This window comes from Corallococcus sp. AS-1-6, assembly GCF_020037015.1.
Lineage (GTDB): Bacteria > Myxococcota > Myxococcia > Myxococcales > Myxococcaceae > Corallococcus.
In genome coordinates this window covers 187,873-204,828 of record NZ_JAIQDE010000006.1, presented here as the reverse complement: position 1 = coordinate 204,828, position 16,956 = coordinate 187,873, and the positions used below count along the sequence as shown (strand labels likewise).

The following is a 16,956-nucleotide window of genomic DNA, read 5'->3' as shown; positions in this document are numbered from 1 at the left end:
CGGTCCGTCCAGGGAGGGCCCTGTCTCCCCGCGTGGCTTTGGCTGGCGGGGCTGCTCCGTGGGACGTAGTTTGAGCGCAAACACCATGGCCGACCCCCTCCAGGACCCCGCAGGCGACCCGCGCGAGCGGGTGCTGGCGCTGCTCAAGCGCCACGGCTGGAACGCGACGTCCTTCCAGGTGCTGCAGCCGGGCTTCCAGTACTGGTTCGCGCCGGAGGGGGACGGGTGCATCGCCTACGTGGACACGGGCGGCGCGTGGGTGGCGGGAGGGGGCCCCATCGCGGCGCAGGAGCGCGTACGTGACGTGGTGGAGGCCTTCCACCGTGCGGCCCGGGGCGCTGGCAGGCGCGTGAGCTTCTTCGCCACGGAGTCGCGCTTCTCGCGGCTGGTGCCGTTCGAGGAGCTGCCCATCGGCGAGCAGCCGGTGTGGGACCCGGCGAAGTGGGAGGCGGTGGTGAAGGGCAGCCGCAGCCTGCGCGAGCAGCTCCGCCGCGCGCGCTCCCACGGCGTGCGGGTTCGCGAGGTGCCCGCCGAGGTGATGGAGACGCAAGGCCACCCGCTGCGAGCGGCGGTGGAGGTGCTGGCCGAGCACTGGCTCGCGTCGCGCCGCATGGCGACGATGGGCTTCCTGGTTGGGCTGGCTCCGGGAGCCTTCGCCCGGGAGCGCCGCGCCTTCGTGGCGGAGGTGGAGGGCCGCCTGGTGGGCTTCCTGTCGGTGACGCCGGTGTATGCGCGCGAAGGCTGGTTCCTCCAGGACCTGCTGCGGGAGCCCACCGCGCCCAACGGCACGGCGGAGACGCTGGTGGACGCCGCGATGCGGGCCGCCGCGTTGAACGGGCGCCGGTACGTGACGCTGGGGCTGGCGCCGCTCGCGGGGCCGGTGCGGCCGTGGCTGCGGTTCGCGCGCAGCGCCGGGCGCCCGCTGTTCGACTTCGAGGGCCTGCGCTCGTTCAAGGCGAAGTTCCGCCCTGACGCGTGGGTGACGCTCTATCTGTCCCACCCGAAGGACGAGCCCGCGCCGTGGGCCATCTACGACGCGCTCCGGGCATTCGCGCGGGGGAGCCTGGTGAAGTTCGGGCTCGTCACGCTGCTGCGCCGGCCGCGCCTCTTCGTGCGCGCGCTGACGGCGCTGCTGGTGCCATGGACGGTGTTGCTCGCGCTGCCCATGAGCGCGCACTGGTTCCCCTCGCCGTGGGTGCAGCACGGCTGGGTGGTGTTCGACGTGGGGCTCATCGCGGGCCTGCTGCTGCTCCTGCGCCGCTGGCGCGACGGACTGGCCACGCTGCTGGGGCGGCTCACCACGGCGGATGCATGTCTGACCCTGGTCCAGGCCCTGGCCTTCAACGCCGCCCGCGCGCGAGGGCCGTGGGACTGGGGCATCATCATCGCGTCGGTGCTCGCCCCCGCGACGGCGTCCGCCATGCTGCTGCGCTCACGCGATCTGCGTGTGCCGGAGCCATAACGGTGCTGCCGGTGGCTTGGTTCGTGCCCCCGTACGCAGCGCCGCGCCAACGTCGAACCCGAACCTGCGCCTCACCACCGGACAGGTTCCACGAGATGAGTACGAGCAGGCAGTTCAGGCGTGCACGCTGTCAGGGAAGGCCTTGGTTCTCCGGTGTACGTGCTTGCCTGCCATCCGGGTGGCGAAGCATCAACGTGTTTGACCCTGCTGCTAACCCCTTGATTTACCAGCATGATGACGATGGCCCTGACGAACGAAGGCCATGTCGGGTGTGCTTGTTACTGTACGGGCTCTCCAAACAGGGTCACGCGATTGCAGCGCAACAAGCCTGACCCTAATGTTACGTGATCGATCGTCGCATCAACGCGATTCCTCGAGATGCACGCACAACTCACTTACGGAGGAGCGACAACATGTCCCAGCGCACACGTTCTTCCCTCGCTCCCCTTCAACAGGGCGGATGGCACAAGGTCAGCAATGCCTCGTGCAGTGGGTCCATGCGCGACCGTGCCATGGTGATCGTCCGCACGGGCACCATCTCGCCTCGTGAGGCGCTGAGCGTGCATCGAGTGGGCGGTGGGCTGCCGCCTTCCGAGGAGCCTGGCTTCACGGATGGGGAGATCCGAGGGGCTGCGGACACGCTGTCATCGCCAGCTCCAGAGCCCTCAGAGGCGCTGGTAGACCTCTTTCGCGGTCGAAGACCACCGACCAGGTAATTGGTCGGATGTCATGGGGGCGATGTAGAACGGAGGCTCCATGCCTTCGTCCACCGCTCTGGTTCTTCCTGGAGAGCTGCCGCCGACTCGGCTGTGCACCCGGGCGGACACGCAAAGCGGCTTCGAGTGCGAAAGCACCTCGCTCAACAACTTCTTTCGGGACTGGGCTCATCGCAACGAGAGATCTCACGCCAACAAGACGTGGGTTCTTCCCCGTCCCGATGACAGGCCCGAGTTGCCGTCAGTCCTCGGGTACTACACCCTCTCCGCTACGGTCATCCCGCGAGCGGAGTACCTGCGGGTGCTGGAGATCCCGCCCAAACAAGCCAGCGACGCTGGATACGGCGATAGCCCCCTGTACCTCATCGGGCGGCTGGCTCGTCACAGCGCACTGCGTGGAAGCACGTCTTCCGGAAGGACGCTGGGCGCCATTCTCCTCCTCGACGCATTCGAGCGGATACTCATGTGCCATGCGCAGATGGGAGGCGTGGCGGTCGTGGTGGATGCGGAAACCGCCGATGCTGCGGGCTTCTATTCGAAATACGGGTTCGTCTCTCAGGAAGAAGCCAATGCGCGATGGCCGCGCAAGATGCTGCTCAGGATTGAAACGGTCTTGAAGGCGTTTCACGCTGTTCGATAATGAGAGGCTGAGCGGGCTTCGTCTCCCGGCCAACCCTCGGTCCACGGCTCCGGTCCACGCCGCATGCGAGCGGCTACGGTGCGCGGCCGCATCCATGGCCTCCCCTTCCTTCGACAATCCCTCGCTGACGCTCGGCCTGTCCCTGGTGGCGGGCATCCTCGCGCAGTTGCTGGCCCGGCACCTGAGCGTGCCCGGCATCGTCGTGCTCCTGTCCTCGGGCGTGCTGCTGGGGCCGGAGGGCCTGGGGCTCATCCAGCCCGCGTCCCTGGGGCCCGCGCTCCAGACCGTGGTGGGCTTCTCCGTGTCCGTCATCCTCTTCGAAGGCGCCATGAGCCTGGACGTGCGCAAGCTGCGCCGCGAGGCCCGCTCCATCCAGCGCCTGGTCACCCTGGGCGCCGCCATCACTGCCGTGGGCGGCACGCTCGCCGCCCGGGCCCTCATGGGCTGGGACTGGAGGGTGTCCGCCCTCTTCGGCACCCTGGTCATGGTGACCGGCCCCACCGTCATCACGCCGCTGTTGCGCCGCGTGCGCGTCACCCACCGCGTCGCCACCGTGCTGGAGGCCGAGGGCATCTTCGTGGACGCCGTGGGCGCCATCATCGCCGTCGTCGCCCTGGACATGGCGCTGCACGCCGAAGAGGGACCGTGGCTCCTGGTGAGCGCGCTGGGCTCGCGCTGGGGCGTGGGGCTCGCCGTGGGCGGCATCACGGGGCTCCTCATCACCTTGGGCCTGCGCAAGGCCTCCTGGGTGCCCGAGGACATGACCAACGTCTTCGCCCTCGCCCTGGTGCTGGGCGCCTTCCAGGTGAGCAACGCGCTCGCGCCGGAGAGCGGCGTGCTGGCCGCCATCGCCGCCGGGCTCGTCGTGGGCAACGGGAAGGTGCCCGCCCGCCGGGAGGTGCTCGCCTTCAAGGAACAGCTCACCCTGATGCTGCTGGGCATGCTCTTCATCCTGCTGGCCGCGGACATGCGGCTGTCCCAGGTGACGGCGCTGGGCTGGCGCGGCCTCCTCACCGTGTTCGCCCTGATGCTCGTGGTGCGGCCCGTGGCCGTCGCCGCGTCCACCGCCGGCTCCGGCCTGTCCCGGAACGAAAAGGCCTTCATCGCGTGGCTGGGCCCGCGCGGCATCGTCGCCGCCGCCGTGGCGTCCCTGTTCGCCACGCGCCTGGGCGACCAGGGCGTACAGGAGGGCCAGGCCCTGCGCGCGCTGGTGTTCCTGGTCATCGGCGTGACGGTGGTGGTGCAGGGCCTGTCCGGCGGCTTCGTGGCGGGGCTGCTGGGCGTGCGCCGCGTGGTGCCGAAGGGCTACGTCCTCCTGGGCGCCAACGCGCTCGCGCGGCAGGTGGCGCACGCGCTCCAGGCGCGCGACGAGGCCGTGCTCCTCGTGGACTCCAGTGACGCCACGCTGAAGCGCGCCCAGCAGGAGGGCCTCCGCGTCCTCTTCGGAAATGGCCTGGAGGAGCGCACGCTGCTGCGCGCGGAGCCCGAAGGCCGTCAGGGCTTCGTGGGCCTCACCCACAACGAAGGCGTCAACCTGCTCTTCGCCGAGCGCGTGCGCGCCCTCCAGCGCACCGCCCGCAGCTACACCGCCCTGCACCGGGGCCACGTCGGGGTGTCCGCGGACACGGTCAGCGCCACGGGCGGTCACATCCTCTTCGGCGCGGAGCGCGACCTGGACGTCTGGGTGACGCGCTGTGAACAGGGCGCCGTGTCCCGCGAGTCCTGGCGCCTGGACGCCCCGCAGGTGGAGGCCACCGTGCCCCCCGCCACCGGCAACCTGGAGGAGGCGCTCGTCCCGCTCGTGCTGGAGCGCGAGACCGGCACCGTCCTCTTCGACGAGTCCACGGTCCCCATGGCCGGCGACCGAGTGGACTTCCTCGTCGCGCACGGACGGAAAGATGAAGCCCATGCGTGGCTTTCCTCTCACGGCTGGCGGCCCGCGGTGTCTGAGATTCCAATCCCAGACACTTCTCCCTCCCCAACGGCCTAGCGGCCGTTGAACGTTTCGCGCCGGTTGCGTGAAATGCCCGGACCGGCCTCGGACCCGGGCGGATGTCCCGCGGCGGCTCCAGAGAACGGGCAGGAGGCGTTCATGCGGCTGCCTTCGGGCGTCGTCACGATGCTCGCCGTGGTGCTCCACTCCGGCGCGGGATGGGCGGCATCTCCCCCTTCAACCCCCGCGACCGCCACACCGCCGAAGCTCCCGCCGGGCGTCTCCGCCACGCTGTGGCGGCTCGCGGTGCCCCAGGGCTCGGAGCCCACGCCTGAGCGGGTGGCGCTGGGCGAGAAGCTCTTCCGCGAAAAGCGCCTGTCCGTGGACAACACCGTGGCCTGCATGACGTGCCACGAGCCGGAGCTGGGCTTCACCGACGGCAAGGCGCTGTCCGAGGGCGTCAAGCAGCAGAAGGTGACGCGCAACAGCCCCACCGTGCTCAACGCCCTCTTCAACGCCACCCAGTTCTGGGACGGCCGCTCGGCCACGCTGGAGGACCAGGCGAAGCTGCCCATCCTCAACCCGCGTGAGATGGGCATGCCGGACCCGGACACCGTCGTGAAGAAGGTGCGCGGCATCCCCGAGTACGTCACCGACTTCCAGAAGGTCTTCGGCCGCGAGCCCAACTTCGACGACCTGGCCGTCGCCATCGCCGCGTTCGAGCGGATGCAGTTCTCCGGCGACGCGCGCTTCGACAGGTTCATGGCGGGGGACAGCAAGGCGCTCACCGCGAGCGAGAAGAACGGCTGGGCGCTCTTCAACGGCAAGGCGCGCTGCAACGCCTGTCACGCGGGCAACGCGGTCTCCCCGCTGTTCAGCGACCAGAAGTTCCACAACATCGGCGTGGCCGCGCACAAGCAGGACTTCGTCACCCTGGCGCGCAAGGGCGTGCAGGTGGTCCGCACGGGCGACGAGAAGCAGATCGACGAGCTGGCGCTCAACTCGGAGTTCTCCGAGCTGGGGCGCTTCCTCGTCACCAAGCAGGAGAACGACGTGGGCTCGTTCAAGACGCCCATCCTGCGCAACGTGGGCATCACCGGCCCGTACATGCATGACGGGTCGCTCACCACGCTGTGGGATGTGATGGACCACTACAACAAGGGAGGCGTGGCCAATCCCTATCTCGACGGGGGGATGCAGCGGCTGGGGCTCACGGAGCCGGAGATCGACGACCTGGTGGCGTTCCTCTTCACGCTCACGGACACGAAGTTCGACAAGCTCAACAAGGAGCAGTTGGCGAAGCAGCGCGCCCGGAAGAACACCCGGCCGGAGCGGGACACCGCCATCGCCACGGGCAAGAAGGGCAACCTGGGGGACCTGGCTCCCAACCCGGACCTGAAAGTGAAGAACCCAGCGGACCTGGGCTTCTACGGCGACGTCACCCCGGTGACGACCACCCAGCAGCGGTAGCGGAGGCGCGCCATGGCCAACAAGTTCCAGAGCATCGAGACGAAGCACTACGCCGAGCGTGACGCCTTCTTCGAGGGCCTCAAGAAGCTGGACCGCCGCGCCTTCATGCGCGTCGCCGGCATCTCCGCGGGCATTGTCGCGGGCATGGGCAAGCTCACGCCCAACAGCTTCCAACTGGTCAACGTGGCGGAGGCGCAGGGGGAGAAGCCGAAGTTCTCCTTCGCGTACATCTCCGACACGCACCTGTATGAGAACAAGCTCAACGACCGCTTCGTGCGCGCCATCCTCAAGGCCGTGGACGACGTGAACGCGCTGGACCCCCAGCCGGACTTCGTCCTCTTCGGCGGTGACCTGGCGCAGTTGGGCCAGGCCGGCGAGCTCAAGCTGGGCGCCCAAATCCTCAAGGCCGTGAAGGCCCCCATCAAGATGATGGTGGGCGAGCACGACTGGTTCCTGGACATGGGCGAGCAGTGGCGCGACCTGTTCGGCGCGCCCCACTACTCCTTCGACCACAAGGGCGTGCACTTCGTGGTGCTCAACTCCATCCTCGAGAAGGACTTCTGGACGGAGCGGAAGCTCTCCCCCATGGAGCGCATGAAGATCGTCGCCGGCCTGGACAATGGCATCCAGTCCCGCTTCGAGGTCGGCGCCGAGCAGCGCCAGTGGCTCCAGAACGACCTGGCCAAGGTGGCGAAGACGACGCCGGTCATCGTCTTCAGCCACTCGCCGCTCTACAAGTACTACAAGCCCTGGAACTTCTGGACCGACGACGCGGACGAGGTGCAGGCCCTCCTCAAGCCGTACGAGAAGGTCACCGTCATCCACGGCCACACGCACCAGTTGCTCAGCAACCGCATTGGCAACATCTCCTTCCACGGGATGCTGTCCACCGCGTGGCCGTGGCCGTACGCGCCGGAGGGCCTGCCGTCCCTCACGGTGCCCATGAACCGCGCGGATCCGTTCAGCCAGTTCGACGGCTGCGGGGATGGCCGCATGGACGTGCTGGAGTCGGGGCTCGTGGACAAGCTCTACAACCTCTGGCAGCGCGACCCCATCACCGTGCGCGCCAGCTACCTGGGCTCCGGTGGCAGGCAGTCCGCGCCCCCCAAGCCCAAGCTGCCCACCTATTAGGACCGGAAGAGGATCCCCTTCCCATGAACCTGCGAATGAAGCTGCTCGTGGTCCCGTGCGCGGCCCTGTCCTTCGCCGGCGGCGTGGCGCTCGCCACGTCCCCGGAGTCGAAGCCTGCGCCGTTGCCCAAGCACGTCGTGCCCGCGTCCAGGGACGGCAACCTGGTGCTGGGCTTGTGTGACGGTGAGACGTCCATGGAAGTGCCCGGCGTGAAGGATGGCCAGAAGCTCACCCGCGCCCAGGCCATCACCGCCACCGCGCAGTTGATGGACGACTGGCGCAAGAAGAACCCGAACGCGAACTGGGACGACGTGCCCGGCCCGGTGCTGGCGCAGGCTTCGCCCCCGGCCACGAAGAAGTCCCCGGCGCCCGCGCCCCAGCCCAACCCCGGCACGAAGCCCGCGGGCAACGACGTGCGCAAGGGCGGCGTGCACGCGGAGTCGGGCGCGAAGGCGGTGCCCCAGCAGCAGAAGGCAAACGTCCAGACGGGCCACACCTACGGCGCGTACTCCGAGCGCGACGAGCAGGTGTGGGCGGACTCCGTGCAGGAGGCCGTGAAGGAAGGCCACCGCGTGTTCCACGACGCGGACGCACTGGGCGGCACGGTAGGCGTGTCCTGCGACATGTGCCATCCGGACGCGGCCAACACCCACCCGGAGACCTACCCGAAGTACCAGGTGCAGCTAGGCCGCGTGGCGTTGCTGCGCGACATGATCAACTGGTGCATCGAGAACCCGGTGCGCGGCAAGCCGCTGGCGGACGGCGACCCGAAGATGCGCGCGATGGAGGCGTACATCTACGCGCAGCGCAAGGGCGTGAAGCTGGAGTACGGCAAGCACTGAAGTCCGGGCGGTACCGAGGGCCCCGGGCGCTTCATGCGCTCAGGGGCCCGGCAACAGGCCCAGGGCCATGTTCGCCGCGCGGAACGGATCCGCGAGCAGCAGGCCGGAGGCGACTTGCAGCGGCGTCAGGTGCCGTCCGCCGGTCGATGGCACCCTTCGTGGGGCCGCGTTCATCCCGGCGGCGCAGGTACGCCCCAGCGCGCGAGGACGCCACCCCGGACACGAGCCATGGGCTCACGAGGGAACGCATCCAGCGCGCTCGGGATGGGACGCGAACCCGCGTCCGTCACATGCGGTTGAGGAAGAAGCGGACCAGGAGGAACAGCGCCATCGCGTAGGCGTATCCCAGCAGCACGCGACCGGCGATGCGCTGTGGCGACGGCTTGCGCGGCCCGGCTTCCGGAGGCGGCGCACGGCGCTGGTCGCGCATCACGAGGAAGCGCCCCAGACCGAGCGCGACGATGACGGAGATGATCACGAGGTCGAAGGCACCCATGGTGCGGGAGCTTCGGACAACGGCCCGACGGGATTCAAGGCAAGTGACATGCCTCGTCCCGCCAGTGTCGAACCGCATGAGCCGGTCCATCCGGTTTCCACGGGTCCGATGGGGTGCTCCTCCGGCCGCCGTTGCCCCAAAACCTGTCCGACAGTCGGACAGGTTTCTGAGGCCCGCCTGAGGGGGGGCCCACCCGGTCACGGTGCGCCAAAGCTGTCCGACAGTCGGACCGGTTTCCTCGGCACGGATGGCGGAGGCTCCCTGCCAACCACGGTGGCCCAAGGCTGTCCGACAGTCGGACCGGTTTTCTCGGCGCGGATAGCGGAGGTCCGGGCGGCCCAAAGCTGTCCGACGGTCGGACCGGTTTTCTCGGCACGGATGGCGGAGGCTCCCTGCCAATTACGGTGGTCCAAAGCTGTCCGACAGTCGGACAGGTTTCGGCGGCTCGCATGGGGGCCCCCCCCCAGTCACGGTGTGCCGGACTTGTCCGACAGTCGGACAGGTTTCCTTGGCCCCCATGGAGGATGGGTCCAGCCAGTCACGGCGTCCCGCCCTTGTCGGACAGGTTTCCCCGGCTCGGATGACGGAGGCCCGGTGGCCCACAGCGGTCCGACAGTCGGACAGGTTTCCTTGGCTCGGATGACGGAGGTCAGTGGCTACAGCGGTCCGACTGTCGGACAGGTTTCCTTGGCTCGGATGGCGGAGGCCCTGGTGGTCCAAAGCTGTCCGACTGTCGGACCGGTTTTGGCCGCTCGCCGCCAAGAGGGGGGCCGGCAGGGTTCTTATGTTCTCATTCGTGGGGGGCGGCCTTCTGGCCCGAAGGCCCTGTGCCGCGACGGATGCTGGTTGCCCTCCTGCGGTTGACGGCATTCAGGGCCTTGGTTTGACGGGATTCCAGGTTCGGGGGCTTGCCTTTCCCCCGCCCGCACCCGGTTGAATGCGGGCCATGTCCCTCGCCCCTGTCTCGGACCCCAGCGGCCTGCTGGAGCGCGCGCCGCGTCTGACGGAGCTCCTGCCGGATGCCGCGCTGTCGGAGGCGCTCTCGCGGGGGGATGCGTGGGCGGTGCACGCGGTGCTCTCACGCCGGCTGGAGCACGAGCCTCCCGGACCCACGCGGGCGCTGCTGACGGCGCTGGTGGAGGACCGCGGCGCCTTCGTCATCGCGGGCCGTCCGCCGCCCGCGTCCTCCGTGCTGGGCACGGGCGTGCGGTGGAAGGGCTCGCCTCCGCGCGGCGCCGCTCCGGACGCGCCCTTCGTCGCCGAGCGCACCGTGACAGTCCTGGGCGTTCCCGTGTGGCCCCTGGAGGACTACCTCGTGCGCGCGGATGGCAAGGCGCCGCTCCAGGTCATCGGGCAGGTGCCGCCCTCGCGTGGCAGGGCTCGCCGCCGCGCCGTGGCCCTGGCCGGGATGGCGCTGGGGCTCTGCGGCCTGGTGGGGCTGGGCGCGGTGTGGCTGGAGGCTCGCGGCATGCGCGCCGTCACCGTCGTCAATGGCCTGTCACGCCCCGTGGACGTGCGCATCGGCGGCGAGCACTGGGTGGTGGCGCCCGGGACGCAGGAGCAGGGGCGCGTGAAGCTGGGAGACGACCTGCTCCACGCGGTGACGACCTGGCCCGGCCAGGAGCCCGTCATCGAGGACGTGGTGCTGCCGACCGAGGGCGAGCGCATCCTCTACAACGTGAAGGGCGCGGCGATGCTGAAGGCGGAGGCCTCCGACAGGAGCCTCCCCTCCCGGTCCCTGCCGGAGGCCGCCTCGGTGCTCCAGTCCGGCGAACAGCTCTCCGTCCAGGCCGCGAGCTGGGAGGCCGCCGCGCGGGCCTTCGCGGAGGAGGGGCGCTGGCAGGCCGCGGGCCGCGTGGCATCCGCCGTGGCGGAGGTGGAGCCGGGCAACACCCTGGCGCGCGAGATGGCCGCGCGCGCGTGGCTCTTCGTGGACACGCAGGTGCCCGCGAACCTGCCGGCCGACCTGCGCTGGCGCAACACGCGCGACTTCGCGGCGATGCTGATGCACACCTGGCAGGAGGACCCGGCCGCGCAGGCGCTGGCCCTGTCGTTGATGCGCTACATCGGCCAGGGGGCCCAGGCCCGCGCACGCTACGCGGAGCACGCGCAGATGCATCCGGGCTCACCGCTGGCGGCCCTCTACCTGCAGCGCGCGAGCCCGCCGGACCTGGGCTCCTCGGGCGCCGTGGACGCCTACGCGAGGCTGGCGGAGCGCTTCCCGGACTCGCCCGAGCTGATGCGCGCGTGGTTCGAGGCGCGGTGGCGCTTCGAGCTGGAGCACCCGTCCAAGTCGGACCGGGGAGACGACCTCGGAGGCCCGCCGTACGAGGTCCGGACGGCGGAGCTGTTGAAGCCCTTCCTGGAGAAGCACCCGCCGGAGACCCTGGAGGCGCTGGAGCTGGACGTGCGCATCCTCCTGCGCGCGCGGCTGCGAGACGCGGCCACGGCGCTGGTGCGCCGCTACGGCCAGGACCCGCGCCACCGGACCTGGGACTTCCTGGTGCTGGCCGGACGCACGGCGGAGGCCGCCGGGCCCGAGCACACGTCCTACGTGATGCGCGATTGGATCCCCTCCGCCCTCGCGCGCCAGCCGGAGCGGATGGCGCTGCTGGACCTGCTCACCGGCCAGCGCTCGCCAAAGGACGCGGAGCTCGCCGCGCTGGCGTCCCCCGAGGCCCGCTCCGTGCTGCGCCTCACCCGGGATGTGCTGGTGGACCCGAGGCGCGCGCTGAAGGAGGCCGAGGGCGACCCCTCGGCCGTGCTGTCCCAACTGGACCCCGAGGTCCTCGCGCTGCTCGCCCTGGAGTACACGCGCACCGGCGATGACGTGGGCAGACGGCTCTTCAGCTTCTCGCTGCCGCTGATGCTCGCGCGCGATCCGCTGCGAAAGCACGTGCTGTCCGCCTCGGGCGCCCCTGGACCGGACTTCAGCCGCCTGCCCCTGGGCTTTCGCGCCGCCGCCACCCTGGTCCACGCCCGGCGCGACGCGAAGGAGGGCTACGCGGTGTTCACGGAGCGCCTGGACGGGCTCTCCCGCATGGACGCCCTGGGCGGCTTGTCGGTCCGCGCCGCCAGCGCCTGGATGCGGCGCGCGTTCGACGCCTGCATGGACACGAAGGTGGAGCAGCCCCTGCCTCCGGGCACCCTCCTGAGCGGTGAGCTCCTGACGGAGAAGGCCCGCCAGGAGGATGACCGGGAGGGCCGCCGCGCCCACTGCGAGGCGCGCATCGTCACCCCCACCGGGCTGCCTCTGCCCCGGGCCACCGCCACGACGGCGGCCGGAAACGCGAACGGCGCCGACCCCTGAGAGAGGTCCGGCGCCGTCACGGTGCTGCGGGGGAGGGGAACCTCAGCCCGGCTGGCAGACCTGGCGGAGGATGTCCAACGACTCCAGCGCCTTGCCCGCGCCAATCACCACGGCGGACAGCGGGTCCTCCGCGAGGAACACCGGCAGGCCCGTCTCCTCGCGCAAGAGCGTGTCCAGGTTCTTGAGCAGCGCGCCGCCACCGGCCAGCACGATGCCGCGGTCCGCGATGTCACCGGCCAGCTCCGGCGGCGTGCGCTCCAGCGTCAGCTTCACCGCTTCCACGATGCCGTTGACGGGCTCCGCGAGCGCGTCGCGCACCTCGTCGCTGGACACCGTCAGCGTGCGCGGCACGCCGGCCACCAGGTCGCGACCCTTGATCTCCATGGTCATGACCTCGTCCGTCGGGTACGCCGTGCCGATGCCCATCTTGATGAGCTCCGCCGTGCGCTCACCGATGAGCAGGTTGTACTTGCGCTTGACGTACTGGATGATCGCCTCGTCCAGCTTGTCGCCGCCGATGCGCACGGACTTGGCGAACACGATGCCCGCGAGGCTGATGACCGCGACGTCGGACGTGCCACCGCCGATGTCCACGATCATGTTGCCGCTGGGCTCCGTCACCGGCAGGCCCGCGCCAATCGCCGCGGCCATGGGCTGCTCGATGAGGTAGACCTCGCGCGCGCCCGCGTTGGCGGCCGCCTCACGCACCGCGCGGCGCTCCACCTCCGTGATGCCGGACGGGATGCCGATGATGATGCGCGGGTTCACCAGCGTCTTGCGGTTGTGCGCGCTCTGGATGAAGTAGCGCAGCATCGCGGCGGTGATTTCGAAGTCCGCGATGACGCCGTCCTTCATGGGCCGGATGGCCACGATGTTGCCCGGCGTCCTGCCGAGCATCTCCTTGGCCTCCTTGCCCACGGCGAGCACCTTCTTGCCGCCGCGCGAGTCCTGCTGCACCGCCACGACGGAGGGCTCGTTGGACACGATGCCCTGGCCGCGGATGTAGATGAGCGTGTTCGCCGTACCCAGGTCGATGGCGAGGTCGCGCGAAAACAGGGTGTGGAGCCAGTCGAACATACGGGGACGGAAACTTTCGGAAGGGCCGGAAAACTCCCCGCCCTTCAGACGGAGTGCGTTGTCGAAACTACTACGCGCCGCAATACGGAGGAAGAAAAGCTGGAACGCCCTTCAGGGTGCCGCTCGCTGGACAACCAACCGCACCCGCCCCTCTGTTCCCTTGTCCGCACTCCCACCGCGCTCCCCCGGGCAGCGGCCAGGCGGCCTTCAGCGCTTCAGCGAGTACTTCGCGATGGCGTAGAGGGCGCGGACGCCGTCCTTCCAGCCAATCTTCTTGCCCTCCTCGTAGGTGCGCCCATGGTAGCTGATGGGCACCTCGAAGACGCGCCAGTTGCCGCGCGCCACCTTGGCGGTGATTTCGGGCTCGAAGCCGAACCGGTCCTCCTCCACGTGCACGGAGCGCAGCACCTCCGCGCGGAAGGCCTTGTAGCAGGTCTCCATGTCCGTGAGGTTCAGCCCGCTCGTCATGTTGGAGAGCGTGGTGAGCAGGTGGTTGAGGACGGTGTGCCAGTAGTACAGCACCCGGCGCGGCGACCCGATGAACCGGCTGCCGAAGACGACGTCCGCGTCCCCGTCCAGGATGGGCTGGATGACCCGGGGGATGTCCCGGGGGTCGTACTCCAGGTCCGCGTCCTGCACGAGGACGATGTCCCCCGTGGCCTCGGCGAAGCCCCGGCGCAGCGCGGCCCCCTTGCCCTGGTTCTGCTCCTGGAACAGCACGCGGATGTCGTTCCGGTTCTTCGGCGTGCCCCCCAGGATGTCCAGGCCCTGTTCGGAGAGCTGGCGCAAGAACTCGCGGCTGCCGTCCTTCGAGCAGTCGTCCACCAGGACGAGTTCCTTGGGGAAGTCCACGGCGACGCAGCGCCGGAGGATTTCCGCCAGGGTGGGAATCTCGTTGTAGACGGGGATGACGAGCGAGACGAGCATGGCGGCCCCGCCCTATCGCATTTCCCCCGCCAGGGCGACTCCCTTGCTCACAAAATTCAGGGCCGGGCCGCGCCCCGGAGCGCGTCCAGCAGCGACGCCAGGTCCGCGTCCCCGGTGAGCGGGTGGATGAGCGTGGTGCGCAGGTACGTGCCCCGGGGCAGCCGCGTCTGCACCAGGTAGAAATCTCCACGGGACACCAGCGCTTCACGCAGGCGGACCTGGAGCGCGTCCCAGCCCTCCGGCGGCACGTGCGCGGGGGTGTGGCGGAAGCAGACGATGTTGCAGTCGGGCTCCAGGGCCAGCTCGAAGTCCGGGGCGGCGGTGAGCGTCCGGGCGAAGCGCCGGGCCTGGTCGTAGGAGGCGGTGATGGCCTCCTCGAAGACGCGCGTGCCCAGCACGGACAGGCACGCGTAGACCTTGAGGGGCATCATCTCCTTGGTGCACTCCAGCGTGCGCAGGGCCACGTCGCTGTAGGGGCGCGCGTCCTCGCCGTCGCCGTGGAAGAGGTAGTGGGCCTCCTGGGAGAAGGCGTCGAAGGAGCGCGCCCCGTCGCGGAAGAGCACCGCCGTCACCAGCGCGGGCATGAGCAGCCCCTTGTGCGCGTCCCACACCACGGAGTCCGCCCGCTCGATGCCCTTCACCCGCGCGCGGTACTTCGGGCTGAGGGACGCCGAGGCCCCGTGCGCGCCGTCCACGTGGAACCACAGGCCATGCGCCTGCGCGAAGTCCGCCACGGGCTCCAGCGGGTCGAACGCGCCGGTGGCGGTGGAGCCCGCGCTGGCCACCACGGCGATGGCCTTCCTCCCCGCGCGGGTGGCCCGCGCGAGCGCGTCCTCCAGGGCGTCCGGCCGCACGCGGAAGTGCTCGTCCACGTCCACCGGGGTGAGGCCGCCCTCGCCCCAGCCCATGATGCGGACCGCGCGGGCCAGGCAGTAGTGGGCGGAGCGGGGGACCAGCGCCGTCAGGGGCGGGCCCGCGTGCGCGCCGCCGTTCCACGCGTCGTAGCCGGCCTTGGCCTGACGGGCGGCGAGCAGGGCGGTGAGGTTGCCCGCGCTGCCTCCGGAGGTGAGCACGCCCCGGGCGCTGGACGGCAGGCCCAGCTTCGCCGCCATCCACGCGAGCACGTGGTGCTCCATCGCGGTGGCGACGGGGCCCATCTCGTACACGGCCATGCCGTTGTTGAGCAGCGACGACACGGCGTCGCACAGCGCGGCCAGCGGCACGGGCGCCGTCACCTGGTGGCCCACGTAGCGCGGGTGGTGCAGGTGGTGCGAGTCCTTCAGCACGCGCGCCATCAGCGCCGCGAAGGCCTGGGTGACCTCCGGCGCCGGCTCCTCCGGGAAGGCCGTGGCGAAGCGCTCCTGGTTCACCGCGGGCGGGGCCCAGGGCAGCACCGGCATGCCGTCCCCGGCGAGCGCGGCCTTCAGGTAGTCCGCGAGCTGATCCATCAGGGCGTGGGCGGTGGCCCGGAAGGCCTCCGGTTCATAGGCGGCGCGCAGCGGCGGGAAGACGGGGGCGTCATGGCGGGGGGCACGCTAACGGGAGCGCCCGTCCAGGGCCCGGGAATCCCGTCGCCGTCCCTCCCCCTGGGGCCGGGCGGGCAGGGGCCCGGCGGCGGGGCGGGCGGCTCCCGGCGCCTCCGGGCCGTCCCCAGCTTTCCCGCGCACAGGAGGAGACGACCGATGGCTTTCGACGACACGCCGTCCGAACGGCGCTCCATCATCAGCGGCATGCGCGTCCGCTCGGCGGATGGGACGCTCCTGGGGTACGTGGCCCTCATCGGCCAGGAACACCTCTACGTCCGGCGCTCGCCCTTCGTGCGCCACCGGGACTGGAAGGAGGCCCCCCTGTCCGCCGTGGGCCGGGTGCTCCAGGGCGCCGTCATCCTGAAGGAGGGCACGGGCCCGTTGGCGCGCGCGGATGCCATGTTTCACGGAGAAATCCCGACACAGACCCTGCCCCTGGTGCTGGGGCTCGAGCCGTCGCACGCGTGAGGCCGTCCGGCGGTGCACACTGAGGAGCGGCGCGGTCCCTTGAAGTGTGCTTCAACGGGGCGTCATGGCGACATCCCTCGAAGAGCTCTCCCAGCGGGTGTCCGCGGCGTTCGCGGACCGGGCGAAACTGAAGGACGCGGACACCGTGGCGGCGGTGCGCGAGACGCTGGCGCGGCTGGACAGCGGTGAGCTGCGCGTCGCGGAAAAGGGCCCGGACGGCTGGCGGGTCCACGCCTGGGTGAAGGAGGCCATCCTCCTGTTCTTCGCCGTGTCGGAGATGCAGGTGATGGAGGTGGGCCCCTTCGAGTTCCACGACAAGGTGCCCCTGAAGAAGGACCTGCGGGCGGCGGGCGTGCGCGTGGTGCCGCCGGGCACCGTGCGCTACGGCGCCTTCGTGGAGCGGGGCGCGGTGGTGATGCCCGGGTACGTGAACATCGGCGCGCGGGTGGGCGCGGGCACCATGGTGGACACCTGGGCCACGGTGGGCTCCTGCGCGCAGGTGGGCCGCGACGTGCACCTGTCCGGCGGCGTGGGCCTGGGCGGCGTGCTGGAGCCGCCCACCGCGTCGCCGGTCATCATCGAGGACGGCGCCTTCCTGGGCAGCCGCTCCATCGTGGTGGAGGGCGTGGTGGTGGAGGAGGAGGCGGTGCTCGGCGCCAACGTGGTGCTGACCGCGTCCACGCAGATCATCGACGTCACCGGGCCGCAGGAGGTCATCCACAAGGGCCGCGTGCCGGCGCGCAGCGTGGTGATTCCGGGCATGCGGGAGAAGCAGTTCCCCGCCGGCAAGTACATGGTCCCGTGCGCGCTCATCATCGGGCAGCGCAAGGCGTCCACCGACCAGAAGACCAGCCTCAACGCCGCCCTTCGGGACTTCGCCGTCGCGGTGTGAGCCCGCGACAAATCCGGCGCGGCCGAGGACGCGTATAGGTGTTGTACGCGACTTGTCACGGCCGCG

13 protein-coding genes are annotated in these 16,956 nt (G+C 70.3%); 9 read left to right on the top strand and 4 right to left on the bottom strand.

Translation table 11 applies throughout. The features are described 5' to 3' along the window. The first annotated feature begins 85 nt into the window (after nucleotides 1-85). From K8612_RS10850 to K8612_RS10825, 6 genes are all read left to right on the top strand, one after another. Nucleotides 86-1,462, top strand: a complete 1,377-nt coding sequence (locus K8612_RS10850) for a bifunctional lysylphosphatidylglycerol flippase/synthetase MprF (protein ID WP_223762227.1) — start codon at nucleotides 86-88, stop codon at nucleotides 1,460-1,462. A 756-nt stretch (nucleotides 1,463-2,218) separates the two neighbouring features. After that, nucleotides 2,219-2,818, top strand: a complete 600-nt coding sequence (locus K8612_RS10845) for a hypothetical protein (RefSeq protein ID WP_223762226.1) — start codon at nucleotides 2,219-2,221, stop codon at nucleotides 2,816-2,818. 94 nt (nucleotides 2,819-2,912) lie between these two features. Continuing rightward, complete coding sequence (locus tag K8612_RS10840) at nucleotides 2,913-4,808, top strand: sodium:proton antiporter (protein WP_223762225.1); 1,896 nt, start codon at nucleotides 2,913-2,915, stop codon at nucleotides 4,806-4,808. A gap of 102 nt (nucleotides 4,809-4,910) precedes the next feature. Next, the gene (locus K8612_RS10835; RefSeq protein ID WP_223762224.1) at nucleotides 4,911-6,221 is read left to right on the top strand and encodes a cytochrome-c peroxidase; all 1,311 of its coding nucleotides are present in this window, start codon (nucleotides 4,911-4,913) and stop codon (nucleotides 6,219-6,221) included. A gap of 12 nt (nucleotides 6,222-6,233) precedes the next feature. Then, a complete protein-coding gene (locus K8612_RS10830) occupies nucleotides 6,234-7,352 on the top strand; it encodes a metallophosphoesterase (RefSeq protein WP_223740938.1) in 1,119 nt (372 codons plus the stop codon). A gap of 23 nt (nucleotides 7,353-7,375) precedes the next feature. Beyond that, nucleotides 7,376-8,194 (top strand): c-type cytochrome, encoded by an 819-nt coding sequence (locus tag K8612_RS10825; protein WP_223762223.1) that lies wholly within the window; start codon nucleotides 7,376-7,378, stop codon nucleotides 8,192-8,194. A gap of 286 nt (nucleotides 8,195-8,480) precedes the next feature. On the opposite strand, the gene K8612_RS10820 is transcribed toward K8612_RS10825, so the two are convergent. Further along, complete coding sequence (locus K8612_RS10820) at nucleotides 8,481-8,690, bottom strand: hypothetical protein (protein ID WP_223740941.1); 210 nt, start codon at nucleotides 8,688-8,690, stop codon at nucleotides 8,481-8,483. 946 nt (nucleotides 8,691-9,636) lie between these two features. On the opposite strand from K8612_RS10820, the gene K8612_RS10815 reads away from it, so the two are divergent. Further along, nucleotides 9,637-12,000, top strand: coding sequence for a hypothetical protein (locus tag K8612_RS10815; protein WP_223762222.1), 2,364 nt, complete (start codon nucleotides 9,637-9,639; stop codon nucleotides 11,998-12,000). 42 nt (nucleotides 12,001-12,042) lie between these two features. Here K8612_RS10815 and K8612_RS10810 read toward each other — a convergent pair whose 3' ends face one another. From K8612_RS10810 to K8612_RS10800, 3 genes are all read right to left on the bottom strand, one after another. Continuing rightward, nucleotides 12,043-13,077: a rod shape-determining protein gene (locus tag K8612_RS10810; protein ID WP_014400170.1), complete on the bottom strand. Its 1,035-nt coding sequence runs from the start codon at nucleotides 13,075-13,077 to the stop codon at nucleotides 12,043-12,045. Nucleotides 13,078-13,284: 207 nt separating this feature from the next. Further along, nucleotides 13,285-14,004, bottom strand: coding sequence for a glycosyltransferase family 2 protein (locus K8612_RS10805; RefSeq protein ID WP_223740943.1), 720 nt, complete (start codon nucleotides 14,002-14,004; stop codon nucleotides 13,285-13,287). Between the two features lie 56 nt (nucleotides 14,005-14,060). Next, nucleotides 14,061-15,452 carry an aspartate aminotransferase family protein gene (locus K8612_RS10800; protein ID WP_223762221.1) on the bottom strand — a complete coding sequence of 464 codons (1,392 nt, stop codon included), beginning with the start codon at nucleotides 15,450-15,452 and terminating at the stop codon, nucleotides 14,061-14,063. A gap of 234 nt (nucleotides 15,453-15,686) precedes the next feature. Here K8612_RS10800 and K8612_RS10795 point away from each other — a divergent pair, with 234 nt between their 5' ends. Together K8612_RS10795 and K8612_RS10790 are read left to right on the top strand one after the other, a co-directional pair. Further along, nucleotides 15,687-15,998, top strand: a complete 312-nt coding sequence (locus K8612_RS10795; RefSeq protein WP_223762220.1) for a hypothetical protein — start codon at nucleotides 15,687-15,689, stop codon at nucleotides 15,996-15,998. A gap of 64 nt (nucleotides 15,999-16,062) precedes the next feature. Next, on the top strand, nucleotides 16,063-16,890 hold the full coding sequence (locus tag K8612_RS10790) for a 2,3,4,5-tetrahydropyridine-2,6-dicarboxylate N-succinyltransferase (protein WP_223762219.1): 828 nt from the start codon (nucleotides 16,063-16,065) through the stop codon (nucleotides 16,888-16,890). The last annotated feature ends 66 nt before the right edge of the window (nucleotides 16,891-16,956 follow it).

Coding starts and splice junctions, on each gene's coding strand:
- K8612_RS10850 (WP_223762227.1), top strand. CDS start 86: ATGGCCGACCCCCTCCAGGACCCCGCAGGCGACCCGCGCGAGCGGGTG.
- K8612_RS10845 (WP_223762226.1), top strand. CDS start 2,219: ATGCCTTCGTCCACCGCTCTGGTTCTTCCTGGAGAGCTGCCGCCGACT.
- K8612_RS10840 (WP_223762225.1), top strand. CDS start 2,913: ATGGCCTCCCCTTCCTTCGACAATCCCTCGCTGACGCTCGGCCTGTCC.
- K8612_RS10835 (WP_223762224.1), top strand. CDS start 4,911: ATGCGGCTGCCTTCGGGCGTCGTCACGATGCTCGCCGTGGTGCTCCAC.
- K8612_RS10830 (WP_223740938.1), top strand. CDS start 6,234: ATGGCCAACAAGTTCCAGAGCATCGAGACGAAGCACTACGCCGAGCGT.
- K8612_RS10825 (WP_223762223.1), top strand. CDS start 7,376: ATGAACCTGCGAATGAAGCTGCTCGTGGTCCCGTGCGCGGCCCTGTCC.
- K8612_RS10820 (WP_223740941.1), bottom strand. CDS start 8,690: ATGGGTGCCTTCGACCTCGTGATCATCTCCGTCATCGTCGCGCTCGGT.
- K8612_RS10815 (WP_223762222.1), top strand. CDS start 9,637: ATGTCCCTCGCCCCTGTCTCGGACCCCAGCGGCCTGCTGGAGCGCGCG.
- K8612_RS10810 (WP_014400170.1), bottom strand. CDS start 13,077: ATGTTCGACTGGCTCCACACCCTGTTTTCGCGCGACCTCGCCATCGAC.
- K8612_RS10805 (WP_223740943.1), bottom strand. CDS start 14,004: ATGCTCGTCTCGCTCGTCATCCCCGTCTACAACGAGATTCCCACCCTG.
- K8612_RS10800 (WP_223762221.1), bottom strand. CDS start 15,452: ATGGATCAGCTCGCGGACTACCTGAAGGCCGCGCTCGCCGGGGACGGC.
- K8612_RS10795 (WP_223762220.1), top strand. CDS start 15,687: ATGGCTTTCGACGACACGCCGTCCGAACGGCGCTCCATCATCAGCGGC.
- K8612_RS10790 (WP_223762219.1), top strand. CDS start 16,063: ATGGCGACATCCCTCGAAGAGCTCTCCCAGCGGGTGTCCGCGGCGTTC.